The 18,452-nt window shown below is 56.0% G+C and carries 21 protein-coding genes; 18 read left to right on the top strand and 3 right to left on the bottom strand.

The annotated features are described in order from the left end of the window. Genes JNJ77_20090 through JNJ77_20080 form a run of 3 tightly spaced genes read left to right on the top strand, consistent with a single transcriptional unit; the run spans position 1 to position 2,590 of the window. A complete protein-coding gene (locus tag JNJ77_20090; GenBank protein ID MBL8824898.1) occupies positions 1-336 on the top strand; it encodes a hypothetical protein in 336 nt (111 codons plus the stop codon). Then, entirely contained in the window at positions 333-1,991 is a 1,659-nt protein-coding gene (locus JNJ77_20085; protein MBL8824897.1) for a hypothetical protein, read from the top strand. The genes JNJ77_20090 and JNJ77_20085 overlap by 4 nt, the downstream gene beginning before the upstream one ends. Before the next feature lie 2 nt (positions 1,992-1,993). Continuing rightward, positions 1,994-2,590, top strand: coding sequence for a hypothetical protein (locus tag JNJ77_20080; protein ID MBL8824896.1), 597 nt, complete (start codon positions 1,994-1,996; stop codon positions 2,588-2,590). On the opposite strand, the gene JNJ77_20075 is transcribed toward JNJ77_20080, so the two are convergent. Next, entirely contained in the window at positions 2,587-3,186 is a 600-nt protein-coding gene (locus JNJ77_20075; protein MBL8824895.1) for a hypothetical protein, read from the bottom strand. The genes JNJ77_20080 and JNJ77_20075 overlap by 4 nt on opposite strands. 192 nt (positions 3,187-3,378) lie before the next feature. Here JNJ77_20075 and JNJ77_20070 point away from each other — a divergent pair, with 192 nt between their 5' ends. Genes JNJ77_20070 through JNJ77_20055 form a run of 4 tightly spaced genes read left to right on the top strand, consistent with a single transcriptional unit; the run spans position 3,379 to position 7,392 of the window. Continuing rightward, positions 3,379-3,753 carry a hypothetical protein gene (locus JNJ77_20070; protein MBL8824894.1) on the top strand — a complete coding sequence of 125 codons (375 nt, stop codon included), beginning with the start codon at positions 3,379-3,381 and terminating at the stop codon, positions 3,751-3,753. A 7-nt stretch (positions 3,754-3,760) separates the two neighbouring features. Continuing rightward, positions 3,761-4,264: a hypothetical protein gene (locus JNJ77_20065; protein ID MBL8824893.1), complete on the top strand. Its 504-nt coding sequence runs from the start codon at positions 3,761-3,763 to the stop codon at positions 4,262-4,264. A gap of 9 nt (positions 4,265-4,273) precedes the next feature. Continuing rightward, positions 4,274-5,653: a hypothetical protein gene (locus JNJ77_20060; GenBank protein MBL8824892.1), complete on the top strand. Its 1,380-nt coding sequence runs from the start codon at positions 4,274-4,276 to the stop codon at positions 5,651-5,653. A 2-nt stretch (positions 5,654-5,655) separates the two neighbouring features. Further along, entirely contained in the window at positions 5,656-7,392 is a 1,737-nt protein-coding gene (locus tag JNJ77_20055) for a hypothetical protein (GenBank protein ID MBL8824891.1), read from the top strand. Here the strand turns inward: JNJ77_20055 and JNJ77_20050 are convergent. Together JNJ77_20050 and JNJ77_20045 are read right to left on the bottom strand one after the other, a co-directional pair. Then, complete coding sequence (locus JNJ77_20050) at positions 7,389-8,051, bottom strand: hypothetical protein (GenBank protein ID MBL8824890.1); 663 nt, start codon at positions 8,049-8,051, stop codon at positions 7,389-7,391. The two genes, JNJ77_20055 and JNJ77_20050, sit on opposite strands and share 4 nt — an antisense overlap. Beyond that, positions 8,042-8,386, bottom strand: coding sequence for a hypothetical protein (locus JNJ77_20045; protein MBL8824889.1), 345 nt, complete (start codon positions 8,384-8,386; stop codon positions 8,042-8,044). The genes JNJ77_20050 and JNJ77_20045 overlap by 10 nt, the downstream gene beginning before the upstream one ends. A gap of 180 nt (positions 8,387-8,566) precedes the next feature. Here JNJ77_20045 and JNJ77_20040 point away from each other — a divergent pair, with 180 nt between their 5' ends. From JNJ77_20040 to JNJ77_19990, 11 genes are all read left to right on the top strand, one after another. Continuing rightward, positions 8,567-8,884 carry a hypothetical protein gene (locus JNJ77_20040; GenBank protein MBL8824888.1) on the top strand — a complete coding sequence of 106 codons (318 nt, stop codon included), beginning with the start codon at positions 8,567-8,569 and terminating at the stop codon, positions 8,882-8,884. A 198-nt stretch (positions 8,885-9,082) separates the two neighbouring features. Beyond that, positions 9,083-10,384, top strand: a complete 1,302-nt coding sequence (locus JNJ77_20035) for a hypothetical protein (GenBank protein ID MBL8824887.1) — start codon at positions 9,083-9,085, stop codon at positions 10,382-10,384. 335 nt (positions 10,385-10,719) lie between these two features. Beyond that, positions 10,720-11,748: a hypothetical protein gene (locus tag JNJ77_20030; GenBank protein ID MBL8824886.1), complete on the top strand. Its 1,029-nt coding sequence runs from the start codon at positions 10,720-10,722 to the stop codon at positions 11,746-11,748. Then, the gene (locus JNJ77_20025) at positions 11,748-12,992 is read left to right on the top strand and encodes a hypothetical protein (protein ID MBL8824885.1); all 1,245 of its coding nucleotides are present in this window, start codon (positions 11,748-11,750) and stop codon (positions 12,990-12,992) included. Before JNJ77_20030 ends, JNJ77_20025 begins: the two co-directional genes overlap by 1 nt. A gap of 155 nt (positions 12,993-13,147) precedes the next feature. Then, complete coding sequence (locus JNJ77_20020; GenBank protein MBL8824884.1) at positions 13,148-13,675, top strand: hypothetical protein; 528 nt, start codon at positions 13,148-13,150, stop codon at positions 13,673-13,675. Then, on the top strand, positions 13,675-15,093 hold the full coding sequence (locus JNJ77_20015; GenBank protein MBL8824883.1) for a hypothetical protein: 1,419 nt from the start codon (positions 13,675-13,677) through the stop codon (positions 15,091-15,093). Before JNJ77_20020 ends, JNJ77_20015 begins: the two co-directional genes overlap by 1 nt. After that, the gene (locus JNJ77_20010; protein MBL8824882.1) at positions 15,047-15,664 is read left to right on the top strand and encodes a class I SAM-dependent methyltransferase; all 618 of its coding nucleotides are present in this window, start codon (positions 15,047-15,049) and stop codon (positions 15,662-15,664) included. The genes JNJ77_20015 and JNJ77_20010 overlap by 47 nt, the downstream gene beginning before the upstream one ends. Before the next feature lie 53 nt (positions 15,665-15,717). Continuing rightward, positions 15,718-16,071 carry a hypothetical protein gene (locus JNJ77_20005; protein MBL8824881.1) on the top strand — a complete coding sequence of 118 codons (354 nt, stop codon included), beginning with the start codon at positions 15,718-15,720 and terminating at the stop codon, positions 16,069-16,071. Between the two features lie 3 nt (positions 16,072-16,074). Next, the gene (locus JNJ77_20000; GenBank protein ID MBL8824880.1) at positions 16,075-16,425 is read left to right on the top strand and encodes a hypothetical protein; all 351 of its coding nucleotides are present in this window, start codon (positions 16,075-16,077) and stop codon (positions 16,423-16,425) included. Between the two features lie 15 nt (positions 16,426-16,440). Continuing rightward, a complete protein-coding gene (locus tag JNJ77_19995) occupies positions 16,441-17,394 on the top strand; it encodes a hypothetical protein (protein ID MBL8824879.1) in 954 nt (317 codons plus the stop codon). Next, the gene (locus JNJ77_19990) at positions 17,394-18,452 is read left to right on the top strand and encodes a hypothetical protein (protein MBL8824878.1); all 1,059 of its coding nucleotides are present in this window, start codon (positions 17,394-17,396) and stop codon (positions 18,450-18,452) included. The genes JNJ77_19995 and JNJ77_19990 overlap by 1 nt, the downstream gene beginning before the upstream one ends.

Genomic DNA, 18,452 nt, shown 5'->3' with positions numbered 1-18,452 from the left:
ATGCAGCTTAGCATTGAAGGCGGACCCATTGTCTGGAAACAGAACGATCTGCGACTAACGTTTGAAGGTATACTGAGCCGATGGGCTGCGGCTGGCATCGAAATCGCCGATTTTAACGCGATCTACCTGACACTCATTCCACCCGACGGCGACGAGGGTGACCTGGAAGAATACGCGCTCGAGGCAGTCCCAGGCGATTCCACCTCTCTGATGCTCGACGGCACCGCGGGCGTATTCCCCGCCACAGGCATCTACACCGCTGAAATCTACTGCGACGACGGGAATGCCGACCCAGAGCTGCGAACAGGTCAGTTCCCCCTTGAAGTGATTAAATGATTCAGCTCCCCGGCCCCACCGTTGCCCCCACCCTGGCCACCGTCGGCAGTGGCACGATCGCACCCGCTCCCCTGGGCACTTACGAGATTGCCTATACCTACGTCGATAAGGACAACCGGCATTCAGCCATGTCGCCCCCGGTGTCTTTCACGTTCGACCGTCACTGGTGGGCTATCGTCCGCCCCATCTTCACCGAACGCTTTCACCCAGCCGTTTGCTTTTGCGTGTGGTGGAAAGCCAAGGGCAGCCGCTCCTGGAAGATCATGGGCGGCCAGCAATACTGCCAGACACAAAAGAACGTCGCCACGCCCTACCTGCCATTCACCGGCTGGAGTAGCTACCAGCATCGCGGGCACCTGGTCTGGCTGGCTGACGAGTGGCCCACGTGGGCAAACAGCTACTGGCTCAAGGGCAGCAAGATCCCGGCCCCGGCACTTCCCCTGCAGGTGAAGGTCATGTATCCACCGAAGCACGGCTTTCGTGCCAAGTGGTCATGGGCTTGTGACGAGGGTGAAACCGAATGCAGCCCGGTGATCGACATCGAACCAGCCGCCCAGGATGAGCGGCTCGAGGTAAGGATTGCCTGCAACAATCCACCACGTAACGGGTACCACGGGCGATATTTGTACGTACAGGAATCGAGCACCAAGCCGTGGAAACGGCTTCTCGCCCCTAACCTCTCTCCCCTGTGGCCGCTGAGCTGCAATAGCTTCACGATTCAGGGTGACGATAGTGACGGTCAAGAGCCTACAGGCGGTGGCCGCTCCGAACTCTGCCAGCTTCAGCTCGACATCGAGGCCAGCCAGGGAGAACTTTTCGGGCACATCGAGGTCACCGACCACCAGATAGCCACGTCCCCCATCGTCGTGCCTTACAACCAGAACAACTTTTACCGCACGATCAGTGCCCGCAATGGGGCGCAGTGGATATTGAAAGCCCTGCACAACGGCCCGATCTGGCTGGAAGGCAACCAGCGTACCCGCCTGGTGGGGTGCTGGATGCGATCGGCAACAGCCTGCGCTGGTATTGATTTCATCGACACCGTGGGCGATGGTGCCATGCACTTTCGCGGCGAACGCATCCGCATCGATCTGTACAACCCAAACAGCGGCCACGTTCAGGAAGCCTACGGCGTCGGGTGCCTGGCAGATTCACGCAATACCACGGTTCGCGGTGACCATTCCTGCAGCGAGCCAGTCTTCACCGATCTCCAGATGGCCGCCTATCACCCGGTGGTGATCGAAGGAAATCAATCTGCCAATTGGACGTTTAACAATCTGGATGCCAGTGGATTGGGTAAAGCAGATAACGCCATCATCACCCTGAACAGCTCCAACCAGGTCAGCGTGCGGGAAAAGCTCACTGCAGAAAACTCCCGAGCACTGGTAGCCGTCGTCAACGGTACCCAGATAAGCCTTGAACACGTCTGGATTGATCAGGGCATCCAGCAGTGGTTCGTGGTGGGCAACCGTCAGCAACCGCAAATCAAGTGCCACTTCACCCGTGCTCACAACCACTGGAATAAAGAGGAACAGCACGTCTACGTTGAGACGTGCCCCGCCAGAGAAAACGCGGAAAAGGTGGTGGTGCTGGATATTTCCGGTGAAACCAACCTGCTGGATAAAATCTTGTTTCGACCCGAGCCACGGAATTAGCCATGAGTATGCACGCCCTGCTGTTAGCCGTCCGCAATTTCATTCGAGCTGAGAAGCCTACCGGCCTGGCTTATCCCATCAACCAGTGCGAGCTGGGACCACCCAACGGTCAACCGCCGCCGAATTGCGGGCCCTGCTTTGTCACCGTCCACGAAGGCAGCAGCATAGGCGGAGAAGTTGACTATGCCGCATTCAACGAGATATTTTCCGTCAATGTCACCGTCACCATTCGGCTGCGAGGCACACCCTGGGACCGGCACGTGCAGAAAGAACTCTACGGGCCATTCCCCAGCCTGGAATCACGGTGCGACCAGATCGCGGCACTGATCCACCGCGATACCTACGACCATCGGGTGATCAATGCAGCCAACGCCCTGGACGAGCTGGAAGTACCAGCCGAAGGCTACGCCAAACAGGGATTCGTCGAACCGCTGCGATACGCAGGAACGGACATTGCCAAAGAAGTGGGGCCAGCCTGGTTCCATGGTCACATCGATGCAGGTCACACCGATTGCGGCTGGATCAAAGTTATTCGCTTTACCGGGGCGCGTCGCATTCAGGAGACGTTGTTTGCTCAGGGGATTGGAGAGGTGAGTTAGATCTTCATCCCAGACCCTTCGCAGTCGCGGCATTCTATTTCCCTATCCCCCACTCTGACAATGCACGAACCCTGGCAACGATTGCACAGGGTTCTGTTTTCACTATCCCGCGTATCAGGATCAGGCGGGAACATCCGACGCCACTTTTGCCGATCACGGATGACGAGTTCATCCAGCATCCGGTAGAGTCGCGTGGCCGGCGGTCCCTTGATGGAGCCGTTCTGGTGTATCGTCACATCTTCGCGGCTGGCGTCGAATTCCATCACCGTACCGCTGGTGACGTTGAAAAACACCGTCTTGGACAGTTTCAGGATCACAGGCCACCCCTCCGTAGTTCTGGCCAAACAGCCATCGACTATGTTAAACGTCAGCTCACCATAGATTTCATCCCAGGCCACCGTGCCCAGAACCAGAAAACGTTCTGGCGTGGTGAATGGTTTACGGCTCAGGTGCTCAGGTGTGATGTTGTGATCTTCAGGATTGAAAAGAGCCGCCCCAACGTCCTGACGAGCTGCCAGCAGCCTTACCCGCACCCGACCCGTGGGAAGTAAAGTTGGCAGACCGACAGGGTGCACCAGCCGCTGATGTTTCTGCATAAACCCCGCACTAGCTTAGGCACCCCCATTTTATCGTCAAGTTTTGGGAATATCGACCCCTCCCGTCATACTGTCCCCTGTTGCCAGAGAGGGAGACGGGCTGCCATGGAATTACTGTTACGCTGCGCATCGAACCACAACGGACAACCTCACGACTTCGTGACCGATAAGGTGCCCAGTCAAAAAACCCCCGTGCACTGCCCACTGTGTGGCAATACACAACTGATCCCCCTCTCGAAAATCTACCTTTTGGTGAAAGACCCCAACGGCCCGATTCACGGACGCGAAGGCCGCTATTACTGTGCAGGCGACCACCAGAAAAAGACGTTCGACGGCATTCTGGAAGGCTGCACCACTGAAGTCCTGGCCGTCACCAACCCCGCCTGCAAGCGCACCAAAGAGTACAAGGACCTGATGGCCAAAGAAGAAATGCGGCGGTTTTACCAGAGTGGCGGCCTGGTGATGCCTTCCAGTGTCACCGATAACGATGATTCCACCCCAGGGCCGGAGCCGAGCCCGCCGACGATCCCCCCGGCTCCGGCCCCTTCTGACACCCCTGAAGGATAATTAACCCATGGCACAACCTCAAGGACTCACCCTGGTAGCTGGGCGCTATTCGGTGACATTTAACAGCGTGGCTTTGGGTTACCTGGAATCCAACGGCTCCAGCGATCCATCCGTCGAACTCATCCCCCTGGCGGAAGCCGTCAACCAGACGGATGGCTGGGGTGATGCCACCATTGATTTCGTGAGCCGTGGCAGCGATGCCTTCGCCCAGCTCATCTGCAAGGAATACAAGGCAGGCTCCATCGGCGCCGCCTGGCCTTACGGCACCTGGGGAGTCTTTCTGACTTCCGGGTTGATGATGGGTGACAGCTACGCCAAGCCTCTGGTGCTTACCGCGATTGCTGGCACCACGGCAGCGTCCGCCCCGGCGTCGATCACGGCCACCTATGCCCTGCCAGCACCCAATAACCCGATCCGGCTCCTCTACGGGCCTACGCTCCGTAAGGTGCCTATCCGGTTCGTGCTGTTACCTTACGACGCCACAGGGTACAAGCACTTCGTTCAGGCCTAACGGAATCTCATGGCTGATGAATTAGTCTACCGTCTGGTGCTCGACGGCCAGGACGAACAGACTGGCAGCGGACAATCTACGCCACGTGGCAAACGTTCCCAGCAGGAAGTCGATGAAACCACCGCCGCTTTCGCCGCTGCCCGGCAACGCATCGAACGCGAACGCCAGGCGGAAATGTCCGACATGGCCTATCGTGCCATCAAGCGTGGAGTCGGCATCAGCAAGATCGAGGAAGAAGACCACCAGGCCAAGCTCGACAAGTGGGAAGCCGAGAACGAAGCACGCAAAGAACAAATCCGCAAGCAACAGGAACGCCAGGAAGAGGAAAGAAACCGGCAACGCATCCGGGCTGAGGAGATGCAGGCCCGTGACGAAGACTGGTATTACCGCGACCAGCTCCGCCAGCAGAAAGAGCAGGAAGCGGAAGCCGAGAAGCAGCGCATGCAGCGGCTCCGCGACGAGGAACGCCAGGAACGGGATGAAGACTGGTTAGCCCGTGATGAACTCCGCCAACGCCGTGAACGGGAAGCTGCAGCCGAGAAAGAACGCCAGGAACAAGCCCGAAAGCAGCGCGAAGCCGACGATACAAATCCCGTGGTACTGGCACAACGATACTTGGAAATGGAGCGGATCAGGGAACAGACCAGGCTGCAGATTGAAGCGACGAAACGGGGGGTGAGCCCGGAGGATGTGGCGAGGGAGGAGGCACAGGCGGAGCAACAGAAAAGAACAGGTCAAGGGATAGAGTATGCCGGGAATGTGGCATCCAACGCGATGCGGGGAAACGCTGTCGGCCTTGCGCAGAACGCAATGTCTGCACATCCTGTCACGAACGCAATAGGTACTGCTATCGGGCAGGTTGCTAATGCAATCAAACAAAATTCGGCTGATTTTCGCGCTGTCACGCAACGGCTGACACCATTTTCAGGAACACTAGCAAAAGCCCAAGCAGAGGAAAATGCAAAAGATATTCGCTTCATGATTGAGCTAGCCAAGGAACAGGGGGCCCAGCGTTCTGCTTTAGAAAAAGAAAGGCGATCAGTTCAGCGAGAACAAATGAAGTTCGGCACCTTTAGTGAAAAAATGGGCCTTGTTTTGTCTAAAGTGGACTTAGCAATAGGAAAACTGCTTGATTGGCTTGAGAAACGTTTACCAGGCAACCCCATTGATGAACTGAAGGGAAAGTTCGACAAGGCTGTTGATGAATTTAAACAGTTGGAAGCTGCAGCAGGAAAGCAAGCTCCAGGCCGTGTTGCTGCTGGTGACATCCCTTTACGTCCTGAATTTCGAGCACAGCGCGTGAACTGGCAGGCCAACCCTCAAGGCCAGTTGAAGATACCAATGGTAAAAGCTCGCGGCATGGACAACGCCGCCATGCCGGGGGGTTAATTATGCCATTTCTCACCGATCCGAACCCGCCTGAGTACGGGAGCTACACTTTCCCAACATCAGTCGAAACCACTGGGTTTGAGTGCGATCCTGTTATGGATGAAGCTAACCGCACAGTGCTCTACGTTCGACACCGGGTCACACTGCAATGGAAAGTGGTAGCTGACCTCGGCAACAACATTGATTCCGCGATGGCTTCGATCCGCACCGTGCTTATGCAGCGGGGGCAGCCGTTTGTGTACCAGAACAGAGGTTTTGGAGCTGATTGGAGCATTAACGACGGCGGCACCTTCACCGATGTGAACGGCGGGCCTGTCCCCACTAATTTCAGTTTTAAGCCGCTGGGGGGCAACCGGGCGGCCCAATGCTCCTGGACCGTCGAAGTGTGTGTGCCGAGCAATTGTGCGGCGTTCAGCATTTACGGCGTACTGATGACATTCAACTACAAACTCAGAATCGGCATCAATGAGCATGGCTACTCATCCCGAACCTACATGGGACACATTGCGATCCCCAAGGTTTATGATGACCATGACATAGTTGTTTCGGACCAGTTCCTGGATGATGTAATCCCCGCCGTTCCTGAAATGTTTAAACGGCTGGCCAGGGATTACGACCACAGCTTTGACAAAAAACGCACCGACTTTACAGTGGTCGATGAGCAGATGGGAAGTCGGGCTCTTCCTGTCGGGTGCACAGCCGCTACAGCTTCTCACGAACTGTTCTCGGAAAAATCTGGCTTTGCTTCATGGTATGGTACTATCACGGCAAACTACGTTTTATCACCAAGCTACAAACCAGAAGCAGCGTGGGCAGCGTTCTACGAGCTTGTTGCACATCGAATGCAAGTAGCCAAGTTGGCATTTATTGGTGGGAGTGCTGATGAGGTAATTGAACAGCAAAAACCAAAGCAAGACAGCCAGAGCTTCATTCTTAGCTTGCGCATGTCAGAACCTGAAATCTATGGTATGAACACTGTTGGCTTCGAGGTGACATATGTGCAGGTGTGCAGCCTTGAAGAAGTTCTAAAAGACGGATTCCTGAAGGCTGGCTTGTGGCACTATCCCTATGAAGGACCGGCTGCCTGGCAGTTGTGGGTTTCCAGCGTCCCAGAGGTATTGCGACCACGCGGCCTGGCAAACCTTCAACTTGATCCTGCCAATGAAATAATTGTTGATCTATGCTTGAATAGTTTAGTACCACCACCTCAACAGGATGCAGACTTTACTGGTGGTGATCTCGGAATTGAACTCGGCGACATCACTGACCTGCAGCCATCGCCTGACGTAGATGCTAGTTGGTTTTATTACAACCCTGAAATAGAAATTTACGAAGACAGCCACGCTATTGTCACCAGCAGTTTGATCGAGGAGCCTTACAACCCTTACGAACAATCACCCGGCGATCTCTATGCCGAAGGCTATGTGCCCGATGAAAAACCAGCAGAACTTACCGATCAGGTGCAATACAGAGCGCCTTCCACGTTGATCATCTACATTGCAGGGGAAGCGATGCGTGCCTGGTTCCCGATTCCCCGCCCCAAGATTGTTTCATGGAACGGGTTACAGGTGAAAGAAGTCTCAACAATTGCAGATGGTTGCTTTTTCCGAACTAAGACTATGGCGAACCTGGGCGTGGGAACGCCTATCTACTATGCCGAATGGCGTTTCAAGTACGTCGTCGAACTTCGCCCAGTAGCACCAATCAGGCCGCCTGTTTCACGGCATGGACAGGTTTAAGAGGTCATGTCGATCACCATAAACACAGTGACTATTGCTGCTAAAATGCCAAAGCCAAAGGTGTGAATAAACAGCATTCCAAGAATGCATACCACCAGGAAGAAGAAGAGAATTCCGCTTGGATTCTTCTTCTTTTTGACGTTGTGTTGCCTAACACCGCAGTGGGGGCATATCTCGGCTTCCTGAAAGATAATTGATCCACATTTGAAGCAAAAGACTGATCCAATAGGCGGAACTGTAATCTTTCTTTCCGGCTGTTGAATGATGGCAGGTACAGGTGGACTCACTACTGGCGGTGGCTGTTCTTGGTAATCAACAACCACTGGTGCTTTGGGGATGGTGTTATCACGGCTGCATTTTGAACATTTACACTTCCTTCCCGCCAGCTCCGGCTTGGCCTTCAGGGACTTCCCGCAACCCCAGCACGCAAATTCGATCATGGATTCAACCCCCCAGAATAATTCGATGTTATCGGGTGGGGGTTTGGGATGCCAGCATTTTTTGAAGATGTGCTTGCCGCATATTTTCGAGGCGATGCAAGTCCACCTCCCACTTATGATGCCCTTCATCACGTTCAGTCGGCAGACAAAGTACCTCTTTCCCATTGATGTTGCATAGTTTCCCTTTGGTGAGTAGCAACCCGCATGATTCACAGGCATTCTTCGATGGCATCGAAGACATCTTCAATGTCTGTGCTCTCGGCTCCTTGTTCTTCGGGATCGAAGCTAACCCGCGTAGCACCCATTCCCCGAAATTCCAAAGCGACTTGGCGTAGATGTACATATGTTCTGACCTCGACAAGATCATAATGTTTGCATCCAATTCTACCAGCAAACATCTTTGCAGCCCTCTCGGAAGAGAACATGGGAGCACAAATCCCATGCCCAACTCGTGTGGTCGGCGTGACAATCTGTCTGGTCAACTGCAAATCTAAAGGATTCTTATTACCATCATGAACTGAAACGAACCATAGCGGCAGTGAGACTTGCACCATCGGCTTTACTCCTGACGGGTGATGCCCGCCCGTGATAGGTGGGGAGTAAAGCCGCCCACCACGGACAGGCGAGCCGGTTAATTACTCCGGCTTCCCGATGGCACCAGTTTAGCGGCCATTTTTCAGACTAACCAGCCTTTTCCATTATTCTGTAGCCTTCCAAGACGGGAGCAACACTCTATGGAACGGCTGGAGATCGGGGACGATCCGGGCTTCTTTGAGATCAGCCTGGCAGGGAATACCGTCAGGCTTGACGCCTTTGAAGCCAACAACAAACTCTGCGACATCATCAAGGAAGCGGGCAACGATCAGAATAAGGCAAACTTAGCCATAGCAATCTGGCTGAAAGACCTGCTGCATCTGGATACGCCCCCCAGCCTGGCTGTCGTGGTCAAGGTCATGGACTACATCTTTGACCGTGTGGACGCTATCCGAAAAAAACTCGGTGGGCCGCCCGCATTGCCTTCAACTTCCCAGGAATCAACCCCTTCGAGCTGAAGCCCTGGCAGCGTGCGGCCCTGCTCCTGAATCTTGACTCGGTAAGGGCGGAAAAGACTCTGGCCACGGAAGTCATCACCAGTCCGGAAGAGTTACGGCGGCTCACCATCCTGGCCACCGGAGATGAGGAGCTGGCAGAAGATCGGATGGTGCAACTGATGGACGCCCGCATGCGGGCAGGACTCAAGGCGGAATGACATGGATAAGTCTCCGGAACAGATCAGCCAGGAACTGTGTGAGGCTCTCACGCTGGACTACCGTGGACGGAATACCAACGTCAACAGCGATGGTTCCCTCGACATTCACCTGTACAACGACATCGACCGCATGGCGAAGCACCCCGTGTGCGCTGAAGCCATGCGTATCTTTGAAGGCGGCCTGGCGTCAGCAGAATTTGAAGTTATCAAGGCGAGCAGCTCCCAGGTGGGAGACTGGGCTTTGAAATCCATCGAACGCTTCTGGGAAAACGACCTGCACCAGGTGCAGCTCAGTTACCGTTACGGCTGGCAGGGCTGCGAAATTCTCTACCGCGAAGAAGGGGAGATGCTGTCCCAGGTAGGGTTGAAAGTGTTCCACCCAGCCGACACACGCCCCGTGAAGGCAGGACAGGCCTATGCCGGCATACGAGTTCGCAACCTGGCGGAAAAAGGAGCCAAGGTGCTCCGCTGTGCAGGCCGCTGGCCTGGCAAGGCGTTCTGGCACGGCCACGAAGTTGCCTATGATCGCTTTTACGGCGTGAGCCAGTTCCATGCAGCCCATCAGGACTGGAAGCGATTAGCTGAACAGCGCGGCACCGAAGAAATGCTGGATATTGCCATCACCCGCACCGGAGTGCCTGGCCCTGAAGTGAGATTTCCCACCAGTGGCAACGTGATTCGCCGCACCAATGGCGAACTGGACTACACACCCGCCCGCAACGCCGCCCGCAAAATCGTCGACGACTGGCTGTCTGGCATGTCGATGCTGATGCCCAGCGAACGCGACGACAAAGGCAATCCACTCTGGGAGGTGAAATGGCCTACCGCCACTTTGAACGCTGACGGTATGTTATCTGTGATCAAGCACTACGAAAGCCGCATCTGTTACGGCATCGGCACCCCGCGCGAGCTCATGGAATCAGTGGACACCGGCGGCTGGGCCGGTCGCAACATCACCATGGAAACCTTTCTGCGCACCCAGGAGCGCATCGGTCGCCAGATTCTCTTCAGTTGGTACACCCAGATCGGGGAGGCATTGGCCAAGTTCCATTTCGGCCCCGATGCCAGCTTTGCCCTGAAGATGAAAGGGCTGAACGAAAGCCGTATGCAACCCGGCATGGAGCAACCGGGAACCCCGCTCCAGGGACAGCAGCCTGGTCAAGGTGGCCAGCGTCCCGTTGGCAACATGAATCAGCCCACCAGCCGATTCAGCCTGCCCACGATACAGCAGCCGCAGCGGCCTAAACTCATGGGCACCGAGTACGGCCACCGTAAAATCAAAACCAGTCCGCTCTTGCAGTAAGAGGTAGATGATGAGCAAAGCAATCCTGCGACAAGATGGCTACCTGGAGTATAAGTGCCCTGCCTGTGGAAGCCATGCCATCCCTGTGAAAGTAGGAGTGAAACACGCCATGCATTGGGAGTGGAACGGCAGCCTAGAAAACCCAACTATTAGTCCATCAGTGAAACATTTTCACCGTGGCTACAAGGGAGAAATAAAACCCTTCTGCTGCCATTACTTCATCAAGAACGGCAACATTGAATTCTGCGGAGATTGCACGCACTCCTTTAGCGGTCAAACTGTAACACTACCAGAATACGGTGGCTGAATAAATGCTCGACCAAGCCACCCAGGTATTGACCACTCTCAGCCGCCGGATGCTCGATGATCTCGCCCGGCGGCTCCGCACGTCGCCCAGTGAGCGCACCGCGGATGAGATTATCCGCACCTACACCAAGCCCTGGGCCGAAGTCTATGCCTACACCCGCCTGGCCTCCATCGCAGACGGTATGGTCGATGCCTGGGATGAACTACCGTTCGATGTGACACCCGAGGAACAGGAAGAGCTGATTCTGCAGGTTCAGCAGATCAATCTACCACCCGAAGACAAAGAACTGGTGCTGGCAGAATTTGAGCCGCAGGAACAGGTGCTCTTGCGGCCCTGGCTTGGCTTACCACCACCAATCCCACCCAGTGACCTGGTGTTGAGCGATGATGGCGGCGAGCTATTCAACATTCGCATGCCCAGCTACGAGTGGGCATTGCGGGATCTCGCAGACCGTCACCTGGTCACGCGCGAGCAGTGGGACGAACTGGAAGACGAGGAAGTCAAACAGGCGTTCACCGTCGCCGGCCTGGAGACTGAGGGAGCTATCGCCCGCGTCCGCGATGCCATCCACAACACCCTGCAGGAAGGCTGGACGCTGGATGAATTCAAGGTGGCTGTCGGGAAGAATTCTTTCCTGAGCGAAGCGCACGCGGAGAATGTATTCCGTACCAACCTGCACCAGGCCTACAGTGACGGCAAAATGGCCGTCGTGGAATCACCATTCGTTGCTGATGCCTTCCCCTATGCCACCATCGATCCTATTGGCGACGACCGTGTCAGAGCCGAGCACCGGGCCCTGGCAAAATGCGGCTTGAACGGCACGAATGTCTTTCGTGTTGATGATCCCGTGTTCCAGACCTTTCGTCCGCCTTGGGATTTTTCTTGCCGGTGCGGATGGGGGCCGCTCACCGTTCGCCAGGCCGCCAACAAGGGTGTCAGTGAGGCCAAGCAGTGGCTGGAGTTCCGCACGCCACCTACCGACCCTGAGCACGTCCCCTGGCCCAGTTACAACGGCAAGCTGATCCTGCCGAACCCACGCTACCGGAGGGCCGCGTAATGGGAATGAGCTTCGGCGGCTTACCGGTGCAGTGCCCCAAAGCCATCGCACGCTATCTGGGGAAGGACACCGCGTTCACGATCGCACGTGACTGGTACGGCCACGCCAATCGCATGAGCTTTCCACTGGGCGCCGAGCCAGGCCGGGGTGTTATCCTCCTGAAGAAATCCCAGATTGACGAGCTGACGTTCGACGACATCGAATCTTTCGACCTGGTGATCACCGACCAGTTGCGCAGGATCACCTGCAGCGAAATCTCCCCCGTGAAGTGCTGGTGCATCACCCCCGGCCACCACAACGACCCCAACCGCGTCTATGCCGTCGAAATCGTTGACAAACGCTATTACATGTACCAGCGCTACCACGCGGCCAGCTACAACGTCAAACGTGCTCCGGATCACACCGGAGCCACGGACTACATCGAAGAAACCACAAACGGCGGCACCGCTTTCACATGGGATGAACTCGGCGAGGAACTCTGGGGGTCGATGGGGCTTACCAGTTGGCCCGGCTGGCCCTTTACCCCGCATGGCACCCCGGAAAGCTGGCACTTCTGGCAAGTACCTGCCATCGTCGCATTCCAGGCCGTCGCCCGGCGCCTGGGCTGCAGCTTGCGTATGAACCCCTACACGGCGGCATTCGACATCGTCCGCCTGGGCGAAGATGATCCAGCGTTCACCGCCTCCGAAGAGTCCATGCGCGTGGCGGACATTCTGTGGGATGAAGACTGGCGGGAACCGTTCAAGCCAGTCATCCCTGAAAAGGTAAGGGTGATTTTCCGGCGGCTTCTCGCGGAAGCCGATGGAAACCCTTACTACACCAAAGACATCACCTATCCAAACCCTGAGCCATACAGCTATTCCAAAAGTGGAACCAGAGCCATCGTCTGGGACGATCTCATTCACACCGGTTCCAATAGCACCGATCTAGACAACCGGGCCGATGAACGGGCTGAGGATTACGCCCGCATTGTTGAGAACTTCAACGCCCGGCTGTATCGCCACTATCGCGGTGTGGGCACCGTTTCGGACGTGTGGATAGGCTCACTCTGCAGCCAGGTCAGCTTTCAGGACATCGGCGAAGGTGTTCACACCGTGGTCGAGGCGGAACCGTTGCCGCCGGTTGACTGGCCCGCCTATCTGCATGGCGTGGGTGAGCTGGTGACAGAGGTTCAGTGCGTGGGTAACGATGTGCAGGAAACGCTGTTGACTGCGTGGGGATCAAGGCCGCTGAGGTTCTCCTGATGCGGACACGAACGAAAGCATGCCCGTGTTGCGGTGGGGCGTATTACACGACCACAGGCCCTGGCTACTGCTGCGGATGTACGCGGTTTTCCTGCTCAGATGAAACCAGTGATCCTTTTCCGGAAACACTTGATGCCACGCTGTCTGTTACAGGCATGGGTAGTAAGACGTTTACTCTTACAAAAAACGAAGATTTTCGAGACTCTACATGTAGGCCATTAACACCAAGTGATCCATATTTTAGCGTTAAATATACCTATGTAGAAAACACATTGACAGATGGCGATGGCTTTTACGGGTTTGAGAATTGCCAAGGTGTTCCATCTATCGGCGATTTTGGCGGTGATGGAGAACTCTTCAGGTGCACCGTGGCTTGCCACTTCTGTGCAACATGCGGCTCGCCAATGGAAAATTCAGATTTTTTCTGGCCAATGGTTTTTGACTGGTTAAAACGTGAATCATTTCAGTACAAGTATGTGACAGGAGGGCGACATCTGACTTTGGTTTCTTGCGATCCGCTTTCGTTTACTGATAGCAGCACCGTTGATTGCGACTCTGATATTGTAAGCACTGTTGTGCTTGTAGAAAATTGCGGTAGTCATTTTGACCCTTCCCCAGTCGGCATAAAGACGCCAGTTCTCAGTCTTGACGGAGCCGCATTCCAATTCGACGCGGATGAATAATGAGCGAACCCTGCACCCTTACCACTCATAAAGAACTGCCAGACTGGTGCAGCCATCACCAGCGATACCACACCGGACACCAAAAAAAATGGGCACTGGGCACCGATGAGAACTCCCGCCAGATGCGGCACCTATGGGATCAGCTCCTCGAAAAAGACCGCCCCAGCTTCCTGCAGAAACTCGGCCACTACACCGGCTCCACCTTCCGCCACATCCTCAGCGGCTTTAAAACCGTCCCCGACGAAATCCACGACCAGCGAGCGGCTATCTGCAAAGAGTGCCCCAGCAACGTCAACAATGAATGTATCGAATGCGGCTGCCCCACGAAACCTACCCTGATCGGCGACAAGCTCCGGCGTGCAACCGAATCATGCGACATGAACCCGCCGAAGTGGGGCGTGTGGAAACCGTCCGCCGTCAACTTCTGGGAGAAGATTTTCCGCAATATGGTGCCAGACGATGGCTGGCCGTCGAGCTGGTGGGCACAACCGGAGACACAGCAGGCTTTCCGTAATGTCTTAAAAGAGAAAATCAGCGAAAACAACGAATCCCCGGGTTACTTTCAAGGCCGTGGCGTCGTCATCCTTGGCGGCGGCGAACGCTATGGCGTGGGGGTTTATGTAGCAACAAAAATGCTACGGCACCACGGATGGAAAGAGGGGATACAAATCTGGCATCGGGGGGTGAGCGAACCGCTGCCCGCTGGTATCTTCGAGCAATTGGGGGCTGAGCTGATAGACGCCAATCAGTTCCGCGAGAGTCACCCCTGCAGGCGCTGGGGTATGGACAAATGGGGCGATCCCGACAACCGCTGGCTCAGTTGGGGGCTCAAGAGTTACGCGGTTTTGCATAGTCCCTTCCGTGAAGTGCTCTACCTCGATGCCGACGCTTACCCCGTGGCACCTATCGATAGGCTTTTCGACAATCGCGCCGGCACCCTGGTATGGTATGACCTGCCCGGCATGGCCAGCAACCTGCGCTGGGATGTCTACGGCATCACCCCCGATTCAGGCCGGGGATGGCAAGGTGGCCAGTGGCTCATCGATAAATCGAAATGCTGGAAAGCACTGAATCTCTATCGTTGGCTCGATGACTGGTCAGACTACACCTACCGCTACGGCTACGGTGACCAGGATAACTTGCGGCTGGCCTGGCAGGCTACCAGCACGCCGCACCATGCCTATACTTTTCGTGGCCAGGAAGTGTTCACCCAGCCGTTCATGGGCTGCCTTCGCGCGTGGGACGACCAGGGCGGTTTTGTGATTCAGCACCGCATTACGGATAAGATGTTCCAGCGGAACTTCTGGGACGAGGTTGGATACTCCCCAGACCAACACAAGCGCGTGCGCTGGTATGACGAGGATAAGGTGCATGGATACGCACAAGAGTACCGCCAGAAATCCCGAAGCCATCTTTAGTGAGATTTACCAGAACGGCTTATGGAGCACCACCAAGTGGAACAGCGGCACCGGCTCCGACCCCAGCAAGGAAGGATCACCCTACGGATTCCTGGTTCCCGCATTAATTAAAACTCTCGAGGCCAAGACTGTCGTGGATCTCGGCTGTGGTGACGGGCGTATCCTGGCCAGCCTGGCGGTAGACTGTCCCGGTGTCACGTTCCACGGCCTCGATTGCTGCAGCCACCTGATCAACCATCTGCGAAACGTCTTACCCCACCATCACTGGCATCACAACCAGCTCACCACATTGCACGATTTCGACCAGATTCCCGATGCTGACGTGTATCTGTGCAAAGACGTTTTCCACCACTGGCCCACGGCCAACATCATCAACCTGGTCCAGTACCTGCAGTGCCAGCAGATGGGCGTTATGATTGCCACCCAGGACCGCTACCAGGACGAAAAGACCACCGATTGCGAAATGGGGGGCTACCGGGCACTTTCCGGGGCAATGAAGCCCTGGAGCCTGTTCCAGCCAGAGCTGCTGGCGAACTATCTGCACAAGGCTGTCTGGTTGCTTCGATTTTGAGCTATCCACCCAGCAAAGCCATACTGCTGATGGCTTTAGCAAGGGGATAAAGGATGCCTCAACCGCCGCCCGACCATCACGCCGTTGCCTCGCTAGGCTCGTTTGTTACCTGGATTCTGGTGGCGGTGCTATGCGCCAGCCTGTCTGCCTTGCGGCGAACCGTCACCATGTTCCAGGCCCTCATCCACATCGCCATGGCCAGCGTGATCGGTTCCATTGTGCCTTATGTTGTCACGGATTATTTCAAGCTGCCGTTTTCCATCGGCGTAGCCATCGCCATGGGCATCGGCCTGCTAATCTTCGGCATCGTGGTGATGTTTGACCGCACCGAAAAGCGAGTGGGGTCAATCGATCCCACCAACGCATTGCCTGATAAGTTCCGCCCACCTCCTGAAGGGGGAAACTAAGCCATGATCCTGCTGGATGCTCTTGCCTGGTCCACCATGGCGGCTGCACTGGGGGTTTTCTGTATTGTGGCCGGACCTGCCAGCAACCGCCCGTTCACCGAACGGTTGCTTCTGTGGATGGTCTTTGCCACCCTGCTGGGTGCCAGCCTGCACCGCATTGTCGGCATCTATGACCCGTACATGGTGTTCCAGGCCAAACTGATCGGCTACGTGATCATGACCGTCACACGCTGCGTGATTGCAGTGTTGTCCCTGGTGCTCATAGTCCGCTGGGTGGCTCAGTGTCCGTGGTGGAAGAATCGGCGAACCGTCAGCGAAAGAGTCGGTGACTACGTGGCAGGGTACCGGCGGTAATTCTTTGAAGGGGTGATGATGAAACTCTGGTTGCTTACTGCACTCTTGTGCTTCGCGTCAACGCTGCACGCTCAAATCGTTATCGGGCACCGACACACTGACCTGGAAATTCTCGAAGCCAGGCAGACGATGGAACGCCTGGACAAATCGACACCCGGCACGCTCACCGTCGGCAGTCAGTTCACCACGCCCGAAGTGGCCAAAGCCAAAGACATCATCGAAAAGCTGAAGCCCAAGAAGCTGCAGATTCAAGTCGGCGAATTCGAAGTGGTGCACCCCCACAAGGATGTCACCACGCCACTGCTCTGGGTAGTACAGGACGAAAGCCTGCTGGAACGCATCACAGTACCCGCCAAGCAACCGTTTGCCATCTGGGGCGTCAGGCGTGGGGAAACCGTCGCCCGGCTTCACCTGTTCGAAGCGAAAGACTTGCCCTGGGTGATTCTGGTAGCCAAGAAAGAAGGCACCGGCAACACGCACATCGTCCGCAACGGGGATTCGCTCGACAAGGCCCCGGTGATCATCGACAGCATTGAAGCCACCGTAGGCAACCCGGCGCCAACACCGCCACCGAACCCCAAGCCGGTACCGATCCCCACGCCAGACGCGGACACCGCCCTGGTGAAGGAATTCAAGGAGCTGCTGACAAAAGACCGGGCGGCGACGGATGGGAATACCTGGCCCAAAGCCAAGGACTGGGCGGAATCGTTTATCGACTCGAGCAAGCTCCTGAAGCTCAATGATCCCGCCATTGCCCCCAGGACGCTGGCAGACCTGTACGCCAAGCACAAGGCGGCGTGGATCGCAGACGAGGTGCCCGTGCTCCCCTTTCTCACCTACACCCGAACCAAGGCGGCCCAGATCATCGAAAGCGAACTCGGCAAGGATGCGAACGCCACCTTGGACCGCGAGAAGGCCAGCAAGGTCTATGAACGCATCGGCACGGCACTCCTGGAGGCACTCAAATAATGACGGCTCTTGAATCACTTGGCGGAAAGCTGGTTGGTGGCATCTGGGATTTCGGATTCGAACGCACTGACGATGCTGGCATGCAGGAAGCCTATAGGTCCGGCCTGGTCCGTGATCACAACGAGCGAGAAGATGTCCCAGAAATCAAAGGGGACAAGGTCTTTCTCTGGGAAGCCATGCAGAAGGTTTACAAGCGATTCCTTCTCAACTGGCAGCTCATCGGCTCTTGTGTCAACGGCGGCGGGCAGAACGGCCTCATGGCCCGCATTGCCCTGGAAGTGTTGCACGGAGCTACCCACGAAGTCGGCGAAATTCCATTCACCCTGATTCCTTATGGCCAGGCCCGCAGCACCGGTATAGGCCAGCCCAACCGCAGCGAAGGCGACGGGGCCAGTGGGACCGTGTTTGCCCGTATGCTCAACGAAGTGGGCACACCCCCCCAGAGCACGCCCGGCCTGCCTCAGCCTCACATTGTCCCGATTAAAGGCAGAGAACAGGACGCTGCAGTGCTGGTCTATAGCCCGGCCACCGTGGCAGAAATCGAACGGCTCGGCAGCAATAACCGCAAGGTGTCCGAGTATGAATTGTTTTTCAGCACTAATCGCAACCACAAGCCCGAATGGCTGCAGGCGGCCAAGAAACACAAGCTGCAGTTCATCCGTTGCCGTTCAGCCGATGAAGTCAAACGTGAACTCCGCCGTGGCCGTCCCTGCCTGGCTGCAGGCGACTGGGGCGGCAGAACCCAGAATCTTGAATACAAGGGCGAACCCCGTGTGCTGTGGAACACGCAACGATCATCGTGGAATCATCAACAATCTATCTGGGGTTTCTGGCAGCACCCCACTCTGGGCGAAATCTACCGCTGGCAGAACCAGTGGTATTACCTGAATAACGGTATCGCCATCCCGATCCACGGCGAAGTTACCAACAACGAACCACCTGGTGGATACTGGACTCCACCTTCCGACGTGGACTACCAGGCTCGCACCGGCGAAGTATTCGCCATCGACAATTTCGAAGGTTACCCCGGCGACATCAACTGGCTGTTAGGGGTCTAG

The sequence above is a fragment of the Planctomycetia bacterium genome (assembly GCA_016795155.1).
Classification (GTDB): Bacteria; Planctomycetota; Planctomycetia; order Gemmatales; family HRBIN36; genus JAEUIE01.
This window is presented reverse-complemented; position numbering and strand designations above follow the sequence as displayed.

Excerpts from the sequence above, each read along its gene's own strand:
- JNJ77_20045 (MBL8824889.1), bottom strand. The coding sequence starts at position 8,386 with ATGGTGCAAGTCTCACTGCCGCTATGGTTCGTTTCAGTTCATGATGGT.
- JNJ77_20010 (MBL8824882.1), top strand. The coding sequence starts at position 15,047 with ATGGATACGCACAAGAGTACCGCCAGAAATCCCGAAGCCATCTTTAGT.
- JNJ77_20060 (MBL8824892.1), top strand. The coding sequence starts at position 4,274 with ATGGCTGATGAATTAGTCTACCGTCTGGTGCTCGACGGCCAGGACGAA.
- JNJ77_20055 (MBL8824891.1), top strand. The coding sequence starts at position 5,656 with ATGCCATTTCTCACCGATCCGAACCCGCCTGAGTACGGGAGCTACACT.
- JNJ77_20035 (MBL8824887.1), top strand. The coding sequence starts at position 9,083 with ATGGATAAGTCTCCGGAACAGATCAGCCAGGAACTGTGTGAGGCTCTC.
- JNJ77_20040 (MBL8824888.1), top strand. The coding sequence starts at position 8,567 with ATGGAACGGCTGGAGATCGGGGACGATCCGGGCTTCTTTGAGATCAGC.
- JNJ77_20075 (MBL8824895.1), bottom strand. The coding sequence starts at position 3,186 with ATGCAGAAACATCAGCGGCTGGTGCACCCTGTCGGTCTGCCAACTTTA.
- JNJ77_20085 (MBL8824897.1), top strand. The coding sequence starts at position 333 with ATGATTCAGCTCCCCGGCCCCACCGTTGCCCCCACCCTGGCCACCGTC.
- JNJ77_20020 (MBL8824884.1), top strand. The coding sequence starts at position 13,148 with ATGGGTAGTAAGACGTTTACTCTTACAAAAAACGAAGATTTTCGAGAC.
- JNJ77_19990 (MBL8824878.1), top strand. The coding sequence starts at position 17,394 with ATGACGGCTCTTGAATCACTTGGCGGAAAGCTGGTTGGTGGCATCTGG.
- JNJ77_20015 (MBL8824883.1), top strand. The coding sequence starts at position 13,675 with ATGAGCGAACCCTGCACCCTTACCACTCATAAAGAACTGCCAGACTGG.
- JNJ77_20065 (MBL8824893.1), top strand. The coding sequence starts at position 3,761 with ATGGCACAACCTCAAGGACTCACCCTGGTAGCTGGGCGCTATTCGGTG.
- JNJ77_20025 (MBL8824885.1), top strand. The coding sequence starts at position 11,748 with ATGGGAATGAGCTTCGGCGGCTTACCGGTGCAGTGCCCCAAAGCCATC.
- JNJ77_20090 (MBL8824898.1), top strand. The coding sequence starts at position 1 with ATGCAGCTTAGCATTGAAGGCGGACCCATTGTCTGGAAACAGAACGAT.
- JNJ77_20000 (MBL8824880.1), top strand. The coding sequence starts at position 16,075 with ATGATCCTGCTGGATGCTCTTGCCTGGTCCACCATGGCGGCTGCACTG.
- JNJ77_20080 (MBL8824896.1), top strand. The coding sequence starts at position 1,994 with ATGAGTATGCACGCCCTGCTGTTAGCCGTCCGCAATTTCATTCGAGCT.
- JNJ77_20050 (MBL8824890.1), bottom strand. The coding sequence starts at position 8,051 with ATGCCTGTGAATCATGCGGGTTGCTACTCACCAAAGGGAAACTATGCA.
- JNJ77_19995 (MBL8824879.1), top strand. The coding sequence starts at position 16,441 with ATGATGAAACTCTGGTTGCTTACTGCACTCTTGTGCTTCGCGTCAACG.
- JNJ77_20005 (MBL8824881.1), top strand. The coding sequence starts at position 15,718 with ATGCCTCAACCGCCGCCCGACCATCACGCCGTTGCCTCGCTAGGCTCG.